General features: G+C 63.2%; 16 protein-coding genes and 1 pseudogene. 6 read left to right on the top strand and 11 right to left on the bottom strand.

Annotated elements, in window-relative coordinates; genetic code table 11:
• The 3 genes and pseudogenes from ACFPOB_RS31115 to ACFPOB_RS00010 form a co-directional block, all read right to left on the bottom strand.
• A pseudogene (locus ACFPOB_RS31115) lies at positions 1-178 on the bottom strand (IS110 family transposase); the annotation flags it as partial.
• A 447-nt stretch (positions 179-625) separates the two neighbouring features.
• On the bottom strand, positions 626-1294 hold the full coding sequence (locus ACFPOB_RS00005; protein WP_377794877.1) for a GAF domain-containing protein: 669 nt from the start codon (positions 1292-1294) through the stop codon (positions 626-628).
• A gap of 562 nt (positions 1295-1856) precedes the next feature.
• Complete coding sequence (locus ACFPOB_RS00010) at positions 1857-2297, bottom strand: hypothetical protein (protein WP_377794878.1); 441 nt, start codon at positions 2295-2297, stop codon at positions 1857-1859.
• A gap of 392 nt (positions 2298-2689) precedes the next feature.
• Here ACFPOB_RS00010 and ACFPOB_RS00015 point away from each other — a divergent pair, with 392 nt between their 5' ends.
• Complete coding sequence (locus tag ACFPOB_RS00015; RefSeq protein ID WP_377794880.1) at positions 2690-3337, top strand: BON domain-containing protein; 648 nt, start codon at positions 2690-2692, stop codon at positions 3335-3337.
• A 247-nt stretch (positions 3338-3584) separates the two neighbouring features.
• Here ACFPOB_RS00015 and ACFPOB_RS00020 read toward each other — a convergent pair whose 3' ends face one another.
• From ACFPOB_RS00020 to ACFPOB_RS00030, 3 genes are all read right to left on the bottom strand, one after another.
• Positions 3585-4118: an Hsp20/alpha crystallin family protein gene (locus ACFPOB_RS00020; protein ID WP_377794882.1), complete on the bottom strand. Its 534-nt coding sequence runs from the start codon at positions 4116-4118 to the stop codon at positions 3585-3587.
• Positions 4119-4181: 63 nt separating this feature from the next.
• Positions 4182-4457: a hypothetical protein gene (locus ACFPOB_RS00025; RefSeq protein WP_377794884.1), complete on the bottom strand. Its 276-nt coding sequence runs from the start codon at positions 4455-4457 to the stop codon at positions 4182-4184.
• A 36-nt stretch (positions 4458-4493) separates the two neighbouring features.
• Positions 4494-5141 carry a BON domain-containing protein gene (locus ACFPOB_RS00030; RefSeq protein WP_377794885.1) on the bottom strand — a complete coding sequence of 216 codons (648 nt, stop codon included), beginning with the start codon at positions 5139-5141 and terminating at the stop codon, positions 4494-4496.
• Between the two features lie 232 nt (positions 5142-5373).
• Between ACFPOB_RS00030 and ACFPOB_RS00035 the strand changes: the two genes are divergently transcribed.
• Positions 5374-6633: an MgtC/SapB family protein gene (locus ACFPOB_RS00035; protein ID WP_377794887.1), complete on the top strand. Its 1260-nt coding sequence runs from the start codon at positions 5374-5376 to the stop codon at positions 6631-6633.
• 5 nt (positions 6634-6638) lie between these two features.
• Here the strand turns inward: ACFPOB_RS00035 and ACFPOB_RS00040 are convergent, their stop codons facing one another.
• Complete coding sequence (locus tag ACFPOB_RS00040; RefSeq protein WP_377794889.1) at positions 6639-8261, bottom strand: MBL fold metallo-hydrolase; 1623 nt, start codon at positions 8259-8261, stop codon at positions 6639-6641.
• Positions 8262-8352: 91 nt separating this feature from the next.
• Here ACFPOB_RS00040 and ACFPOB_RS00045 point away from each other — a divergent pair, with 91 nt between their 5' ends.
• Together ACFPOB_RS00045 and ACFPOB_RS00050 are read left to right on the top strand one after the other, a co-directional pair.
• Positions 8353-8862, top strand: coding sequence for a baeRF12 domain-containing protein (locus ACFPOB_RS00045; RefSeq protein WP_377794891.1), 510 nt, complete (start codon positions 8353-8355; stop codon positions 8860-8862).
• Entirely contained in the window at positions 8859-9662 is an 804-nt protein-coding gene (locus tag ACFPOB_RS00050) for an ABC transporter ATP-binding protein (RefSeq protein ID WP_377794893.1), read from the top strand. Before ACFPOB_RS00045 ends, ACFPOB_RS00050 begins: the two co-directional genes overlap by 4 nt.
• Before the next feature lie 382 nt (positions 9663-10044).
• Here the strand turns inward: ACFPOB_RS00050 and ACFPOB_RS00055 are convergent, their stop codons facing one another.
• The 4 genes from ACFPOB_RS00055 to ACFPOB_RS00070 form a co-directional block, all read right to left on the bottom strand.
• Positions 10045-12624, bottom strand: coding sequence for a cation-translocating P-type ATPase (locus ACFPOB_RS00055; RefSeq protein ID WP_377794895.1), 2580 nt, complete (start codon positions 12622-12624; stop codon positions 10045-10047).
• Positions 12625-12680: 56 nt separating this feature from the next.
• Complete coding sequence (locus tag ACFPOB_RS00060; protein ID WP_377794897.1) at positions 12681-13664, bottom strand: zinc-dependent alcohol dehydrogenase family protein; 984 nt, start codon at positions 13662-13664, stop codon at positions 12681-12683.
• Positions 13665-13695: 31 nt separating this feature from the next.
• Positions 13696-14535, bottom strand: coding sequence for a universal stress protein (locus ACFPOB_RS00065; protein WP_377794899.1), 840 nt, complete (start codon positions 14533-14535; stop codon positions 13696-13698).
• A 78-nt stretch (positions 14536-14613) separates the two neighbouring features.
• On the bottom strand, positions 14614-16590 hold the full coding sequence (locus tag ACFPOB_RS00070) for a PHA/PHB synthase family protein (protein WP_377794901.1): 1977 nt from the start codon (positions 16588-16590) through the stop codon (positions 14614-14616).
• On the opposite strand from ACFPOB_RS00070, the gene ACFPOB_RS00075 reads away from it, so the two are divergent.
• On the top strand, positions 16565-16945 hold the full coding sequence (locus ACFPOB_RS00075) for a phasin family protein (protein ID WP_377794903.1): 381 nt from the start codon (positions 16565-16567) through the stop codon (positions 16943-16945). The two genes, ACFPOB_RS00070 and ACFPOB_RS00075, sit on opposite strands and share 26 nt — an antisense overlap.
• Before the next feature lie 236 nt (positions 16946-17181).
• Positions 17182-18402 (top strand): PilZ domain-containing protein, encoded by a 1221-nt coding sequence (locus tag ACFPOB_RS00080; protein ID WP_377794904.1) that lies wholly within the window; start codon positions 17182-17184, stop codon positions 18400-18402.
• Positions 18403-18411 lie beyond the last annotated feature (9 nt).

Raw genomic sequence — 18411 nt, forward strand, 5'->3', positions numbered from 1 at the left:
CGAACCCGCCCGTGGCCTCGACCGCGATGGCGGCCGGGCCCAGGGGGCCGAGCCGCTCGATCAGAGCCGCGATCCCGTCCCCGTCGCGCCTGACGAAGAAGGCCTCTCTTCCCGGCCGGACGGCCACGTCCAGACGATCCTTCGACACATCGATCCCAACGATGACGATGGCGTCCATCCTGTCCCATCCTTGCGCAAGCGGGCTTCGCTTCGAGCGGCCCAAGCGACTGTTCGGGGTCGATGGATCGGCAGGCGAAGACCCAAGCTCACCCACGGGCTTGATGTCCCTCAGGGCTGTCGGTCTTCCGCCTGCCACCGCAACCGCTGGTATAGCAGATGAGGCAAGATGAGAGTTACAAGGCGTTGCCCGAACGTGTTCATCGTTCATCACCCAGGGGCCGCGCGGCTGGCAGCGGAGTCAACATCAAGTCACTGCCTTGTGGCTATTCCCGCTTGCACTTCACTAATCTTCGCAATAATCGCCTCCAACTCGACGAGAACTGAGGGCAGAGCCCGCAGGACCACCTTTGCGCCGGAGTCCGTGGAAAACGTGATGCGCGCGTCGTCTCTGCCATCGACGCCAAGAGCAACGCTTACGACCCGAATGACAGGCAACTCGATTATGTCATGATCGGTCATGCCGGACCTTTCGCTGGAGATGCAGGCTGGATGTAGCGTCATTGCCGAACTGGATGTGGTTGCCGAGGACAGAGCCGATCGAACGAGCGTGGTCTGCATGTCGGATGAGCATGCCGCTGGCGAACTTTGTTGGCGCCGAAAAATGCACCGAGAGGATGCCTACCGCCTTGCCCGAATCCAACAGCGGCGAGGACACCACCGCCTGGAAGCCTTCGCTGAGCGCGAATTCCCGATGAGGCGCAAATTCGAGGTCATGACTGATGTCTTCGATCGCGATCTGCTCGCCGTCTTCTATGCACCTAGCGCAAGCTGTGCCATCGCCTGGCCGCACAAGGGCAAAATTGCGCAGGAACCGAAGCCGGAGGTTCTTTTGCGCGATTATTTCAAGGCCTCCCGAGGTTTCGTCGTGCACCTGAAGACATCCAAACTGGGCGTCGCTCATCGTCAGTGCCTGCTCGATGGCGTGTTGCGCGAACATCGCCAGGGCAGCATTGCGCTGGGCGATCTCGGGCGTGCTGGCCTCGTTGAGCGCGGATAGCTCGGCCTCCGCGTCCGCGAGCTGCTGCTGCAGGATCGCACGCTTAACAGGTGAACTTTCCGCCTGGAGCATGAGCCTGAAAATGCGAATATTCTGACTGAGGACAAACTGCCACATCCGAACCTCCCCCAAGGCTCGCAGGTGAGGCGGGACGATACTCCCATCGGTTTCAACAGAATAACCCATGCGCCACAACCTCCGGTTGCAATCGAAGGGTTAGCCGGATCGACCTAGGCTTGCCGCGGCAGTTCCGGCCAGGCGGCACGTCACCGTAGCGAGCCCCTCTCGGCGTCGAGCTATGGGACGGCCTCAGCGGCTGGCGTTTACTGTCGGCCTTTGCCGCCTGGGACAGAATGGAATCACGTTCGAAGTGATTGCAGGTTCCTGCCGCCTGATCAGCTCGATCAGAACATCTTCAATGGCTTTCCGAAGACGATCGTCGAGGGCGGTCCGACCTGTCACGCAGAAGAATGCACTCATAAGCAGAGTGCTGCACTGATCATAATTTGTGCTGCTGCAAGACGCTGTACTCATAGCTGATCACTCGCAATGCAATGGGCTGGACTGATCGGCATAGACGCTGCGCCACAATTCTAATCAGATCGGCCAGGGCGCATGGCACAGATGGACGTGGAATGGTTGCAGCCGGCAGCCGGCTGATCAAAAGCCGCTCGGCGTGTCAACGATCGCCGTCCGCCTTCCCCGCCGGATTCGTCTGGGAATGCGTCGGCTTGTATGTCGCGTTGCGTTGCCGAGCTTCAGCCGATTGCCATGGCAACCGCCTGATCGAGCCGGGGCCGGAAAGTAGCTTGCGCTCCTTCCATGCCAATTGCTTCGCGCGCTTGACCTCGACGACGAAAGGCTTGCGTTGTCCGTTCATGCTTTTCGCCCCCGGGGGCGTCGGCATTGCGGGAGGGCCCGCTTTGCCTGTGGCAATGAGGCTGGCGGATATTCGGCCGACTGGTCCGTCGTCTAAAGAGCGTAGAAATGAGGAGCTTCCATTGGGCTGGAGGCGGACGACGCGGCCGTTACTTTCGTCGATGAAATATGCATCGATGCCGATATTCTGGGCGACAGCCCAGGCCCTGGCGAAATACTGCCCTATGAGACTCTCGATCATCGTTACACCCCTTATTTTACACCATTTTGCATGCCCGGATCTGGATTGTGCGACAGATCAAATGACAGACTAATCCGAATGGATTATAGGTTTTATGATGTATAATTTTCTTTATCGAAGCATACCATCCTTTAGAAATAGCCTTCAACCCATTTTTTGAGCCATGGGACGGCCTTTGCTAGCGCTTCTCCATCAAATTATGACACTATCAATTGGTCTGCACCTTGATTCAGATCAAAATTGGCCAGCGTCATTTTTATCTATACTTTGTTGGCTACCATCCGGTTGCGCGCCAATATCCTGCTTGAGCTGGCTCAAAGCATGCGACCTCGCGCCGGGACTAGGCTGGCTGAGCGTCCTCGGACGCGAAATCAACCAGCCAGGAGGCGACCATGAATGATCTGACGCTTCATGAGAACGTGATCAGCGAGCTCGAGTTCGAGCCCAGCGTAAACGCGGCCCATATCGGGATTACGGCTGAGAGCGGCATGGTGACGCTCACAGGCCATGTCGGCAGCTATGCGGAGAAGCTGGCAGCCGAGCGTGTTGTCGAGCGGTTCAAAGGCGTCCGGGCGATCGTGCAGAATCTCGACGTGCGACTGCCCTCCGACAGGAAGACCGATGATGAAGACATCGCCCTGGGCGCGCTCAACGTAATCAGCTGGGACACGACGCTCCTGGCCGACGAGATCAAGGTCCATGTTCAAAAGGGCTGGATCATATTGACCGGCGAGGTCGACTGGCAGTTCCAGAGGCAAGGCGCGGAGCTTGCCGTGCGCCGGCTTACAGGCGTCCTGGGTGTCTACAACTGGATCACCGTCAAGCCGCGCGTCGAGGTTCGTGACATCAAACATCGGATCGAGAACGCGCTGATGCGCAACGCGCAGCTGGAAGCCGGACAAATCCAGGTGGATGTCTCCGGCAGTCACGTTAAGCTCCAGGGAAACGTCAAGGCCTGGCACGAACGCGATCTCGCCGAACAGGCTGCCTGGGCTGTTCCGGGCGTCACCTCGGTCGAGGACCGTTTGGCTGTCTCGTAGGAGTTACCCTGTGGCGCCGCACGCAACGCGCGGTGCCACGGCCCTATTTTGAATTCGGTGGCGCGCCAAGCTTGCGGACGGATACTCGTTCAGCAAATGACGCCATCTGGTCGCCGAATTCGGCCGCTGAAATCCCTGCGGCATCGTCCACACGCATGTCAGACATTCCGGTAAGAACGAAACGAGGTCGCCCCGCAATCAAGCGACCTCGATCCAAAAGGATTACGACGACAGAACCGGCCGATTCTTATGCAGCCTTGATCGCGATGGTCTTCTCTGCCTTCTGCGCCTCGGCGGTCTTTGGTAGTTTGATCGTCAGGACGCCCTTGGAAAAGGCAGCATCGACCTTTGCCGGATCGACCCCCTCGGGCAGGTGGAAGGAGCGGTGGAAGGAGCCGAAGCGCCGCTCCGACAGATAGTAGTCCTTCCGCTTCTCTTCCTTCTCTTCGTTCTTTTGCCCAGTGATCGTCAGGGTATGGTTCGAGAGCCTGACCTCCACATTCTTCTGCTCCATGCCGGGGAGTTCCGCCGTGATCTCGTACTCGGTTTCCTTCTCGACGAGATCGACCGCCGGCGCGATCGTCCAGCTCGCCCCTGACAGGCCAGGCAGTTCGAGTTTGAAGGGCGAACGCGCGGCCGGCTGGCGCCAGCCGAACGGATGAAAATCGTCGAACAGGCGGTCGATCTCCCGCCTCAGGCTTTCGAACGGCGACCAGCCTGCCTGCGCGGGCGTCGCGGACTTTTCAGTCTTGATCGGCAGTTTGGTGGGGACGTCGGACATGACACGCTCCTTGTTCATAGTGGAATGCCGACCGGGCAGCTTCGGACGTCGCCGACAGGCTGCTCAGCCCAAGGCGGTAGTGACGCGGTCGCGCGCGCTTGCTCGCGCGCGCGAAGGTCGTTCGGCCCGGATTCTTCGCTTCATCACACGCAAGGCCTGTTCGAGTTCGGCCAATTTTTCTTCCTGTCGCCGCTGGCCGTTGCGGATCTCGGCCAGCATGACCGCCATCTGCAACAGCGCAGCCTCCGCGTCGGATGTGGGCCACGCCACCTCCTTTCGAACGTCTCCGTCGCGATACTGCTCTGGCGATCGATCCGTCTGATTGATGGCTTGGTTCATTGCGGTCTCCGACACGCGCGTGGATCGGAAATGCGATCAGGCGAGAGCCAGATGATCGACAACCGAAACGACGCCAGGTGCGGCCCAGGCGGCACGCTCGGCGACGGCGCGCTCGTGCCAGGCGTTGACCTGGCCTTCCAACGTCACGCGCCCGCCCGAAACGACCACGCGGATATTCTCTGCCTCGAGTTCGGCATTGCGCTTCAACGCCTTCTCGATCCGTTGCTTGATGTCGCCGGCCTGTACCCGTGGCTTGATCGTGATCGCATTGGTGATGCCGGTCACGCCCGAGAGCTTGCGGACCGCGGCTTCGGCGGCATTGCGCTGGAAATACCAGTCCACCTCGCCGCTGAGCGTGATCCAGCCCTTCTGGACCTTCACCTTGACCTTTTCCTCCGGGATCGTCGTGTCCCAGGCGATGATGTCGAGCGCGCGCTGCGCGATCTGGTCGTCGCCGGTCTTCTTGTCCGAGGAAAAGCGGACCTCGATCTCCTGGGCGATGGCGCGCACGCCCTTCAGTCGTTGCACGATCTTCTCGGCCGCCAGCTTCTCGGCGTAGCTGCCGACATGACCGGAGAGAGTGACGACGCCGTCGTCGACGGCGACGCCGATATGCGAGGCATTGACGCTGGGCTCGAATTCGAGCTCGCTGAGGACATGATCGCGAAGCGACAGGTCATCCATAGCCACCTCCATCTGGTTGGCGTTCTCAACGCCCCTTCACGATGGAATCTCCATTGAAAACCGCATTGACGTGGATCAAGGGCGGGCCGGGGCAATTCGATTGAACTGGTCCGGACCTGACGAGTGTGCCCGCCGCTTCATCGATCGAGTAGACTGAACACCGACCAGGCTGAAAGCGACCGAATGGCTGTGGCCTCTAGGCTCACATGCCAAGCCGACGTGGGTAGTCGCCATGACGATGACATTCGAAGATCTCGTCATACGCTTCGCCACGGCGCTGGCAATCGGCCTCGTTGTCGGCGCCGAGCGCGGTTGGCGTGACCGCAAGGGACCGCCTGGCAGCCGGACGGCCGGCATTCGCACCTATGGCCTGAGCGCCCTTCTCGGAGCGGTGCTGGCCGTGATCGCCGAGGAGACCGGTACGCCGATGCTGCTCGGCGTTGGCTTCGCGACCTTCGCCTTCGCATTCACCTGGTTCAAGGCGCGCGAAGCTCAACATGATCAGGATTTCAGCGTTACGGGCGTGATTGCTGCACTGGTCGTCTTCGCTTTGGGCGCGCTTTGCGTGCTTGGCGACCCTCGCGCTGCGGGAGCTGCGGGGGTTGCAACGGTTGCTCTGCTTGCAAGTCGCCAATTCCTCCACCAGGCGCTTGCCCGGCTTACCTGGATCGAGCTGCGCTCGGCCTTGCTTCTGCTCGCGATGACGGTCGTGATCCTGCCGCTTCTGCCCGATCGTCCGATCGATCCATTCGCGAGTCTCAATCCCCGCGAAATCTGGATGTTCACGGTGCTGAGCGCCGCCATTTCCTACGCGGGCTATATCGCCATCAAGCTAGCCGGCCCGACCAAGGGCATCCTCGTCGCAAGCATCGGCGGAGCGTTGATTTCATCGACTGCCGTTACGATCGCCTTTGCGAGGCGCGCCGCCAATGGTGAGTCGACGAAGGCATTGGCCGGCGGCGCCGCACTCGCCAGCATGGTGTCCATCCTGCGGGTGCTCGCGATTGTCGGTGTGATCGCGCCGTCACTGCTCATTCAGCTGGCTCCTGGTGCGTTGGCGGGGGCGGCCACCTTTGGTTGCCTGGCTTGGCTCCTGCTGCGGCAAGGCCTCGAGGACGCTCCACCGGCCCCGATCAGCAATCCGTTCGATCTGGCACCACTGTTGGTCTTTGCGAGCATGTTTGCCGCGATCGTCGTCTTCAGCGGATGGATGATGTCCCGAATTGGCTCCCGCGGCCTGCTCGTGACATCGGGCTTGGTCAGCCTTGCCGATGTCGATGTCGCAGCCATGACGGCAGCCAGGCTCGGCGGCAGCGCAGTCGACGCCGGCACGGCCGTGTCGGCCATTCTGCTCGCGCTCGCGATAAACGCGGTCGCGCGCATCTTCTATGCCGCGGCCATAGGCCCGCGCACCTACTCCGGATGGCTGGCAATAGCGACAGCATTGGCGATCGCTGCAGGCGCTGGCGCTGTTGCACTCGCGGCTCGGTGATGCGGTCAGCGGGGGCCTTCCTGCTCCTCCACCAGCGCCTTGCGTAGCCGCCGGATGATCTGCTTGCGCGCACGTTCGTCTGCGGCCTGCGCTACCGCGTCATCGATATCGAGGATGAGATTCGACAGTTCATTGTGCCAGTCGCGCCGTCCGGCGCTATCGGGAGCCAGGCGTACTGGACCTTCCAGTCGATGAAGTGTGTCGCCTTCCAGTGTAAAGATGCTGTCGAGCGTCGGTGTCACGATGCGCAAGCTGCTCTTGGTATGCAGCAGCCTCTCCTCGAGCCCGTCGATCGCATGCGTCTCGCCATGGGTCAGGAAAACAGCGCCAGAGACGGCTCCCCGCCCGGCAAGCCAGGTTGCGAGTTCAGGGCCGTCGGCATGTCCGGAATAGAGATCGACCGAGCGGATGCGCGCCCTGACTTGGACCTCCTCACCCATTAGCCTGACCCGGGAAGCGCCATCGAGCAAGATCCGGCCGAGTGTTCCTTGTGCCTGGAAACCGACGAACAAGATCGTCCCGGCCTCACGCCAGAGCCATTCCTTGAGGTGATGGCGGATACGCCCCGCCTCGCACATGCCGCTTGCTGCGATCACGATATAGAAGCCACGAATACGGGCGATCGCCTTGCTCTGCTCGACCGATTCCGTGAATCGGACCTGCGGCGCCCGCAAAGCCTGCCGGAGCGCCTCGCCATTCCCCATATCGTTAGCGTGCTTCTCGAAGACCGCGCTCGCTTTGGTCGCGAGCGGGGAATCGACGAAGATGGGAGCGCTCGGAACGCGGCCTGAATCCATGAGCTGGACAAGATCGACCAGCAATTCCTGGGTCCGCTCGACGGCGAAGGAAGGAATCAAGAGCGCACCCGCCCGCTTCGCCGCGCTGCTGACCTCGGCCTCCAGAATCTGCAGCCGCCGCTCGGGGGACGCTTCCTGGCGATCGACGTCGCCATAGGTCGATTCGCAGACGACATAATCGAGGTCTTTTGGCGCGGTGGGTTCCGACTGCAGCAGCTTGTATGTCGGGCCGATATCGCCGGAGAAGAGCAGCCGGAGCGGCTTGCCTGCGCGCGTGTCGACCTCGATTTCGATCGAGGAGGAACCGAGCAGATGACCGGCATTCCAGTATCGCGCCTTCACACCCTTGGCGACCGGCGTCGAGACGCCGAAGGACACCGGCCGAAACTGGGTCATGGTCACGCCTGCTTGCGCCGCATCATAGATCGGCTGGACGGCCGGCAGACCGCGGTGGGCGTTGCGGCGATTGAGTTGAGCAACCTCCATCTCCTGGATGTGCCCGGCATCCGGTAGCATAACCGAGCAGAGGTCGATCGTCGCCGATGTCGCGAAGATCGGCCCGCCGAAACCGTCCTTTGCGAGCTTGGGCAGCAGCCCGCTGTGATCGATATGGGCGTGTGTTAACAGCACTGCATCGAGCGATGCGGGGTTGAACGGGAACGGCCTGTAGTTCAGTTCCTTCTCCGTCTTCGAGCCCTGGAACATGCCGCAATCGATCAGGATGCGCGCTTCGCTGGTCTCAAGCGCGTAGCACGATCCGGTTACGGCCTGGGCCGCGCCATGAAACGATAGGCGTGCGCCGGCGCGCGGCACTCCTTCTCCGTTAAGCATCGCAGTCCTCCCCATGCCCGCAAGCCATGGCAACGCCCGCTGCTGCATGAGGTCATCGACCATTCGACCGGGCTTTGCGCTCGATCAATGAATGGCGCCGAACGATCGGAAATCATCACATCGAGTAGCGCTGCCGCATCCGATGGAGATCGACGCCATGGAACTGCGCATTCCACCCAAGGCCTGGGTTCTCGTCTGCGATGCCCGCAAGGCGCTGTTCCTGTGCAATGAAGGCGATGCGGCCTTTCCGAACCTGCGGCTCGAACGAGCGACCCAAGCGCCCGCAAACCCATCGACCGCGAAGCAGGGTACGGACCGTCCCGGGCGCATCCAGAACGCCTTCGGTCCCATCAGTGCAGCCGAAGCGACCGATTGGCACGAGATGGCCGAGCTGGACTTCGCACGTGAGACGGTGGACGCGTTCGCAGCACTCCATCGCAGCCGTCCACACGGGGTCGTGCTGGTGGCCCCACCGCGGATGCTCGCTGCGCTCCGCGAGAACTTGAGCAATGGTGTGCAGGCTACCGTCATCGCCGAGGTCGACAAGGATCTGACCAAGCACCCTATCCAGGAGATCGAGCGCCTGCTGACGGGCATATGACGTTGACCATCCAGGGCGGACAGCGGCAGTGCGAGATCGTCGTCAGCGTGCGCGGGCTCGATGTCGGTTTTGGCGATAAGACCATCCTGGATCGCCTCGATATCGAGATCGCGCGCGGCGAGATCCTCGGCGTGATCGGTGCATCAGGCTCGGGCAAGTCGGTCCTGGCTCGGACGATTCTCGGACTCGTGCCAAAGCGCGGCGGCGTGATCGAAATCTTCGGCCAGGATGTCGATACGCTCTCAGCCAGAGAACGCCGGACGATGGAGCAGCGCTTCGGCGTCATGTTCCAGCACGGCGCCCTGTTCTCCTCCCTCACCGTCGCCGACAATATTCAGTTTCCAATGCGGGAAAGTCTCCAGCTGTCGCCGCGCCTCATGGCGGAAATGGCCATGCTGAAGATCGAGCTGGTCGGCCTTCCTCACGATGCCGCAGGCAAATACCCCTGGGAGCTCTCGGGCGGTATGACCAAGCGGGCTGCATTGGCGCGCGCGCTCGCGCTCGATCCCGAAATCCTATTTCTCGACGAGCCAACATCGGGCCTCGACCCGATCGCCGCCGACGCTTTCGACGAGCTGCTGCTGACGCTCAAAGCTAGCCTGGACTTGACGGTGATGATGATCACCCACGATCTCAGCAGCCTCCACGCGACCTGCGACAGGATCGCGGCTATCGCGCATGGCAAGGTCATCGCGACCGGAACGCTCAGCGACCTGCTGGCGCATGACGATGCCTGGCTCCAGGCCTATTTCGCCGGCGAGCGTGGCCGAACGATCTTCGCGGACGAAAGGGTCGACTGATAAGCTGCGGGGGCACGAGCGCAGCGCTTGATCCTCCATAACAACGAATTGCCGAGCCGTAACAAAGCGGTTTGACTGAGATCAACGACATGATGCGTCGCTGCTTCAAGCTACGTCATAGAGTCTCAATCTTGGCGTACCGCCATGTCTCCAATAGCCATTCCAAGCTGGCTTGCGAAGATCCGTAAGCGCTGGCGCAGCAGAGCGTCTGATCAACCAGAGCAGTTGACGGAGGCTCTTGATAACAAACCTCCGATCACGACATGGATGCACGTTAGGGGATATCTGAGCCTGCTCAGGGAGATCGTGCTCGCCAAGCGCAGTGCGTCCGTCCGGGCAGAGCGGAGAGACAAGACCTCAGATGGAGCTCCCATCGACCGGGCTAGGCCTTCGGCAGGACGGGACCGCAACCGCAAATGATGAGCGCGCGCTTATAGAGTTCCATGATCGCCAGGACGATCAGCCCGGCGCTCGCCAGGGCCATGCCGTCCGCAAGCGAGAGCGCGTCAAGGGAGAGCAGATCGCGTAGCGGCGGCAGCCAGAGCACCGCGCTCTGTAGTGCCTGAGTGCCGAGCACAGCAGCTATCAGGAGCGGATTGGATGCCAGCGGGATAGAGAATGCCGAACGCTCCTCCGAGCGGCAGTTGAAGCAATGCGCATTCTCGCACCAGACCAGCAGCCAGAGGACCGCGCCTTGCGCCGCGACATGCTGCATGCCGATGCCTGCAAGCGCGTAATAGTAGTAGCCAAACGCCGTCAGGCCGATGACGGTGCCGCCGAGGAGCACCTGCTCGATCATCCGGCGATCGAAGATCGGCTCGGTAGCGGGGCGGACGGGCCGCTGAAGGACATCGGGGTCGCCGCCCTCGAAGGCCAGCGCCACGTCCTGGATGCCGTTGGTGATCAGGTTCAGCCATAGAAGCTGTACGGCGGTGAGCGGCGGCGGGAGCTGGAACAGTGTCGCGAGCAGCATCAGCAGGATTTCGGCTGCGCCGGTCGACAAAGTGAGCAGGATCACCTTCCGGAGATTATCGTAGGCTACCCTGCCGGCCTCGATGCCGGCGACGATCGAAGCAAAATTGTCGTCGGCCAGGATCAGATCGGCGGCGTCCCTCGCCACATCCGTGCCGCCCTTGCCCATCGCCACCCCGATATCGGCGGCCTGCAATGCGGCAGCGTCGTTGATGCCGTCGCCCGTGACCGCAACTACATGTCCTTGGCGGCGCAAGCTCTCGACGATGGCGAGCTTCTGCATCGGCTCCGTGCGGGCGAAGACACGGGCGCCGGCGACAAGCCTGTCGAAGGCGGCCCCTTCTGAGGCAGCAAGCATTGGGCCGGTTACGACTTCGTCCTGGTGCTGAGCCAGACCGAGCTCGCGCGCGATCGCCAGCGCGGTCAGCGGATGATCTCCGGTGATCAGCACAATCTGCAAGCCGGCCTGCTGCGCGCGGGAGACCGCGCCCTTCGCCTCCGGGCGAAGCGGATCGGCGAGCGCCGCCAGACCGAGGAGGCGTAACCCTTCAAGCTTGCCCACCGCTGAAAACGTGGTGCGGCCGGCTGCGACCGCGATCACCCGATATCCCGCGGCCGAGAGCCGGCGAGCGGCGGCGATCGCCTCGTCGCCGGCATCCGTGCAGAACCCTGCGACGGTTTCGGGCGCGCCTTTGGCATGAACGATCAGGCTTTCGCCATCGTGATAAAGCGAGGCGGCATAGCGCCGCTCCGGCTCGTAGAGATGCCGATGCGTCGGCGCGCCGCCATCGGCCCCGACCCCCTGCGCCGCGGCGGCGCGGATGAAGGCGAGATCGACCGAGTCACCCTGCAGCCCATCGGCACTGTCGGACACGGTTTCGCTCGTGCAAGCCGCCGAGGCCAGAAGTTCCCGGCCAGCCGGACTCTCCGGTCCGACGTCGCCATGGGAGGGCACCCATAAGCGCGCCACGGTCAGCTGGTTGAGGGTCAACGTCCCCGTCTTGTCGGTCGCGACCAAGGTGCAAGCGCCGAGCCCTTCGACGGCGGCGAGACGACGGACGACGACATGGCGCAGACCCATGCGCTCGGCTGCGATAGAAAGCGTCACCGTCATGGCGATCGGCAAGCCTTCGGGGATCGCCGCCACTGCGAGCGCGATGGCGAGCAGCAGGATGTCTGCGGCGGCCGCACCGCGTAGCGCCTCGAGTGCGCCGACGACGGCCACCGTACCGAGCATCGCGAGCGCCACATGGTTCGTGAAGCGCGCCATCCGCCGCACCAGCGGCGGCGGCGGTTCTGGCCGCTCCAGAGCCATGGCCAACCGCCCGACCTCGGTGTCACGCCCGGTCGCGACGACGAGCGCCAGACTGCGGCCCTTGGCGACTGTCGTTCCGGCATGCAGCATGGTCAACCTGTCTCCGAGCGGCGCCTCGGCGGCTACGATCGCCGAGGCGATCTTGTCGACGGGCTGGGACTCGCCGGTCAGAAGACTTTCATCGGCGGCCAGTCCTTGCGCTTCGATCAGGCGCAGGTCGGCTGCTACCCGCTCGCCGCTCGTCATCTGCACCACGTCGCCGATGACAAGTTCCTCGATCGGGAGCCTGACCAGGCTACCGTCGCGCCTGACGGCTACCGTGCCGGTGATGAGGCTTTTCAAGGCGCGCGCCCGTGTCTCGGCCCGCCATTCCTGAAACGCTCCGATGGCGGCATTGAGGGCCAGGACGACAAGGATGAAGCCGGCGTCGCTGAAGTGGCCTAGGCCGAGCGAGACGCCGGCCGCGGCGAGTAGCAGATAGATGAACGGGCTGCGGAACTGCGCAAGGAAGACGCCGGCGATCGTCTTGCCGCGCGCTTCGGGCAGACGGTTCGGGCCGAACCGGGCAAGGCGGCTGGCTGCTTCGGCGCGGCTCAGCCCCGCCGAGGACGAGCCTGTGGCGTCGAGTACCGCAGCGATCGGAAGACAGTGCCACGGGTCCATCCTCGGAGCCATCGCTTCACCCTGGAGAGGTCGGCGCTGAGCGCGCCAATGACCGCTACCGCCAGTCATCACGGCACCAGCACCGCGGCGCCCTGGAAGCGCCCGGCTCGCAGGTCGGCAAGGGCCTCGTTGGCCTGATCGAGTCGATAGATATGGTTCGTCGTCCTGATGCCGGCGCGAGGTGCGATGGCAAGGAACTCCGTCGCGTCGGCCCGGGTCAGGTTCGCCACCGAGACGATCCTGCGCTCGCCCCAGAGCAGAGCGTATCGGAGCTGCGGGATATCGCTCATATGAATGCCGCCACAGACGACGCAGCCGCCCTTGCGGATGGCAGCGAGCGCTTTCGGTACGAGGTCTCCAACCGGCGCGAAGATGATGGCGGCGTCGAGCTCCGCGGGCGGCGCTTCTTCCGAAGAGCCAGCCCAGCAAGCGCCGAGCGACAAGGCATGGCGCTGCGCCGCATCGTCGCCAGTCGCCGTGAAGGCATAGACTTCGCGGCTCTGCCAGCAGCAGACCTGCGTCAGAATGTGGGCAGCGGCGCCAAAGCCGTAGAGGCCGATCCGTCGGCCGTCGCCGGCCAAACGCAGCGCTCGCCAGCCGATCAGGCCGGCGCACATCAGCGGCGCGGCCTCGACCGGGTTCTCGAAGTGCGCGAGGGGGTAGGCAAAGGCGGCATCGACCAGCGCATGGGTCGCAAAACCCCCATCACGCGTGTAGCCGGTGAAGACCGGCGCGTCGCAGAGGTTTTCGGCGGCGCTGGCGCAGTATGGGCACTTGCCGCAGCTATGCCCGAGCCATGCCGCTCCAACGCGGGTACCGACCTGTAGCACAGTGACGCCCGCACCAACCCGATCGACGATGCCGACGATCTCATGTCCCGGTATGAGCGGCAGCCTTGGGTCGCTCAGATCGCCATCGACGACATGAAGATCGGTCCGACACACCGCGCATGCTTCGACCCGCAACCGCACCTCGCCAGGCGCGGGGAGCGGGTCCGGACGCTCTTCTGCGACGAGCGGCTGCCCGATCTCATGCAAGACCATCGCCCGCAAGCTTGGCCTCCCTGCTCAGCGTCGAGGGCTCTCAATGGGAGAGATGGAGCGGCACGGTGCATTGCTTGAGCAATGACTGCGTCACTCCGCCGAGCAGGAATTCGCGCAGTCGGGAATGGCGATAGGCGCCAGCCACGATCAGCCCCGCCCCGCTACCGACCGCATGCGACCGGATGATGTCGGCGACGTCGCCGGAACGGGTATCGGCGAGATTGACCGTGACTTTGATCCCGTGTCGGGACAGATGAGATGCGAGATCTGTTCCGGGGAGCATTCTCTCAAGCTCTTTCTCCTCGGTGACTGATAGGATTTCGACGGCCTCCGCCGCCTTCAGAATAGGCATGGCGTCGGCCACAGCCCGAGCGGCTCTCGCCCCGCCATCCCAGGCGACGAGGACCTGCCGGGCGTCAAACTTTGGACGATCAGGCGGCACGATGATCACCGGCCGGCCGCTCTCGAAGATAACAGCCTCGATCAAACCGCGATCGATCTCCGCGGCGGAGGGTTCAGCGTCGAGCACCGTAATGTCCGCGACGCGGGCGCGGCAGATCAAACGGTCTCGCATGTCTCTGAAATGGAGCTGCTCCGATTCAATTGTAGCCACCACGCCGGCGAAGTCAGCTTCCGACTTCGCCGTCCCGGCCACTGCTTCGGCCAACGCGGCGATCCGGCGGTTCTCGGACGAGATCAGCGCCTGGCCAAAATCGTCGATCATCGAATAGGGAATCGTGTAGCGCATCGCCGCTGCTTCGACGACAAGATGCGCATTGGCCGCTTTCGCGAGCGACAACGCATAGCCCAGCGCCGCGCTCGGCTCTTCTCGACCCTCCTCGGTGATCGCGACGAAAACGCTCTTGATGCCGGTCAGCATGTCATCCTCCTGTTGCTGCCTACATGATGAGCGATAACGGCGGGCGTTCATTGCGTCAGATCAAGAACCGGCCTTCGTTTACCCGTGGACGTAGCTGCCGGGCGCCGAGCCAAGGCCGTGATCATCGATGGTCCGGGCGGGAACGAGCCCGCTGGAATGCTCGCTGAGCCAGTTGACCCAGGCAGGCCACCATGACCCCTGCCGAAGAGACGCCCCAGCCAGCCACTGCTCCGGCGTCGCATGATGGTCGTGCGCCAGCGCTGAGCCGATACGGAAGCGGCGGCCAGTCTGCGATGGCGGGGCGACGATGCCGCGATTATGTCCGGCATCGGCCAGCACGAAAGTTACATCCGCGTCGGCTAGCCGGTGAATTTTGTAGACGGACCGCCACGGCGCCACATGGTCGTGCTCGGTACCGACAGCGAAGATCGGGCTATGGATGTCGCGCAGCGACACCGCCTGTCCCTCGACCTGAAAGCGACCCTCGGCCAGGTCGTTGTTCAGATAGAAGGCGCGCAGGTATTCTGAGTGCATGCGCGCCGGCATGCGGGTCGCATCGGTTGACCAGGTCGCGATATCGGTCGCCGCCTCGCGTTGTCCCAGGAGATAGGTCCGGACGATGCGCGACCAGATCAGGTCGTTCGAGCGCAGCAGGTGGAAGGTCCCCGCCATACGCGCGGCCTCGAGCACGCCGTCCTCCGCCATCACGTCGTCGAGGATCGCAAGCTGGCTTTCGTCGACGAAGAGGCTGAGCTCGCCCGCCTCGCGAAAATCGACCTGCGCGGCGAGAAGGGTCAGGGTCGCCAGACGGTGGTCGAGGTCGCGCGCCATGGCGGCGGCCGTGAGGGCAAGCAGGGTGCCGCCGATGCAATAGCCGACGGCGTGAAGCCGGCTGGCGCCGGTCGCGGCGAGCGCCGCCGCAAAGGCCGGTTGCACCCCGGACACGCGATAATCATCCAGGCCGAGATCACGATCGGACAGCTCGGGATTCTTCCAGGAGATGACGAAGACCGTAAAGCCCTGCTCGTCCAGATGCCGGATCAGCGAGTTCTCCGGACGCAGGTCGAGAATATAGTACTTCATGATCCAGGCTGGCACGATCACGATCGGCTCGACCCGAACCTCGCCGGTGGAAGGTGCGTATTGAATGATCTCCGCCAGCGGGGTGCGGTGAACGACTTTGCCTTCCGTCAATGCGAGGTCTCTGCCGGGCTGAAACTGCAACGCTTCGCGCGGACCTTCGCGCCTGGCCAGCCGAGCCACGTCCTCGAGCGCGAACAGGGTGCCGCGAAGCAGGTTCGATCCGCGTTCCCGAACGGTCGTGTCGACCACCTCGGGATTGCTCCAGGGCCAGTTCGATGGCGCGAGCAGATCGAGCGTCTGCCGGCCGACGAAGTTGAGCTGGGCAAGGTGATGCGGCGTTGCGCCGTGGACGTCGCGGGTCGCCAAGTCCCACAGGCGCTCGCCAGCGAGCAGGCCTTCCGCATAGAGCGCATAGGGCCAGCGTTGCCAGGATGGATGGCGAAAGCGCTTGTCATGCGGCAGGGAGCGCTCACAAGGCGTGCAGACGTTGCTGGTATTCGCGCTCGACGCCAGCTCGATCAGGCGCATCGTTTCCGCCAATCCCTGCCGTGCGAGCTCGGCGAGCCGTCCCGGCGAGGCGGCGAGATGAAGCGACCAATCGAACCAGGCTTCCGCAAGCCCCATCGGGGAAAACCCGGCGAACGAGCGGCCGATCGCAGCATGGAGCAGCCTGTCCACGCGTGGCTCGCCGCCAGCCGGAGCTGCCGCTGGCGTTTCCCGGTTCGCGGTCACCGCGATTGGTGTTGCGCAGGCATGGGCGGAACGCTGTGAAGTAGCGGCGGTCATGGCGGCTCCATGCGGATCCGGGCAACTCCCGAAAGCATGCTTGCGGGCGACGGTCGTCGCTTTGACCTGCATCAAGGCAACAACATACCGGACGCGGCATTTGTCTCGCGTGCAGCCTGGATACCGCACGATCCCAGAAACGGAGGCGGATATGACCAATGTGAAGTCGAACCAGCAGGCGGCCAAGGACGCGATCGCCGGGCTGGATGGAATTGCACGGACCGCACAGTCGCAGCTCAAGGCGGCGGCCGCGATCCCCCAGGCGATCATCGAGGCGAACTGGGCGATCGCGTCCGAGTTCCTGAGCTTTGCCAGTCGGCGCCTGCAGGCCCAGGCGGATCTGTGCCGTAGCCTCGGCCGTTGTCAGGAACTCGGCGAGGCCGTCGACCTCCAGCGTCAGTTCACCGAGCGCGTCACCAAGGATTACTCGGACGAGGTGAACCAAATGTCCGAGGTCATGCGCCGCAACATCGCCTCGCTGTCGGCGGTCGGAGCCGAACTGGTCGCGGAGACTGGCGACAAGGGCAAGCTGGCGGCGTGAGTGGCGCGCCGCCCCGGGGCCTTGCCCGCTCATCTGGGGGCAGGGATAGGCGGAGGTCGCCGTGGTTCCGTGGCGCGGTGAAGAGCGAGATACTGACAACGCCTCTGGTAGGACTGCCGACGCGGGCCTTCGACAGGAAATCGCGTCGGCCATTGCGGACGATTTGATCTACGTCAACGACACGCTCAGCGATTTCACGCTGGCTGAACCAACGACACCTATCTCGTGGGGTTGGGATGGAGGGGCAGGCGACAGCGGAAAGTGGCGTCATCGCCGCTCTTTGGGGCGATGACGCGGAAGGCGAGGAACTCGCCGCCCATCTGAGAGCGCGAAGCGCCTGCATGGTGTCCGCCGCCGGCAATCTTGACGAACTTGAGCAATTGGTCGGTCGCGATCGAGTCGCGTGCGTGCTCTGCTCGGACGCCGGTCTCGATGAAGGGTTGCCCTTGCTTGGCAGCGTCGTCGACCGCGTTTCGGGGCGCGCTCCGGTCATATTCGTGGCGCCGGAAAAGCGTCAGGATGCGGTCATCCAGGCCTTCCGCCTTGGAGCACGCGACTGCGTGACGATGACGGAAGCCTGCGCCGATGACCTCGTCAACGCGATCCAGAGACTGAGAACCGCGTTTGATCGCGGTTCGCTTTCCAGCTCGCACGCATATGACGATCCCGCCGCGGCCGGGCAGCTCCCCATGAACTTGCTGTCTCCCGAAAAGCTGGTGCGCAAGCTCGACGAGGTGCGGGCAAATGCCGGCAATGGGATTGGTATCCTGGCAATTCAAATCCCGGAGCTAGGCTACTTCGCCGCTAAATTCGGGCGCCAGACAGCCGAAGAGATCTCACGCGAGTTCGCGAAGCGCTTGAATTTGGCGCTCCAGGGGACTGGTTATTTTTGCCGACGGCCAGATGCGAGCTTTGTAGCGTTGCTAATCCCGATTTCAGGAGCCGCTGCCTTGGAGATGGCGATTGGCCAGATCTCGAACCAGCTGAGCTTCGCAGTGCGGCTGAGTGATCTGGATTTCCGTATCGAAAGCGTCATCGGTGCCTGCGATGCCGGCATTGCACAGGAAGCGCTTCTGGCAATCGAATGCGCCGACCGATCCCTGGAAAACGCGATGGCCCGAGGGGTCCGCTACCATATCGCCGATGCAAATGCCTACGGCGTCCCCCTGCAGCATTCATTTGCTCGCGGGCGCGGTCGCAAAGTGAACCGTCGCCTCGGCGAACGATCCCGCGTCAATAAGCGTGGCAAGATTGTCCTCCCGCACCTCAACGCGACGATCGATTGCGCGGTCCTCGATGTTTCATTGAACGGCGCACGTCTGCGGATCAACAGCAGCCTGGTCGCATCGGAGGAGTTCGAGCTAATGCTGCCCCATCAAGCCCAGAGGCGGCAGGTGAAAGTACGCTGGCGGCGACAGAAGGAGCTGGGCGTGGAATTCATGGACCAGCCGGGTTGACCGGTCCGC

The sequence above is a fragment of the Allobosea eneae genome, from assembly GCF_042657265.1.
Classification (GTDB): Bacteria; Pseudomonadota; Alphaproteobacteria; order Rhizobiales; family Beijerinckiaceae; genus Allobosea; species Allobosea eneae.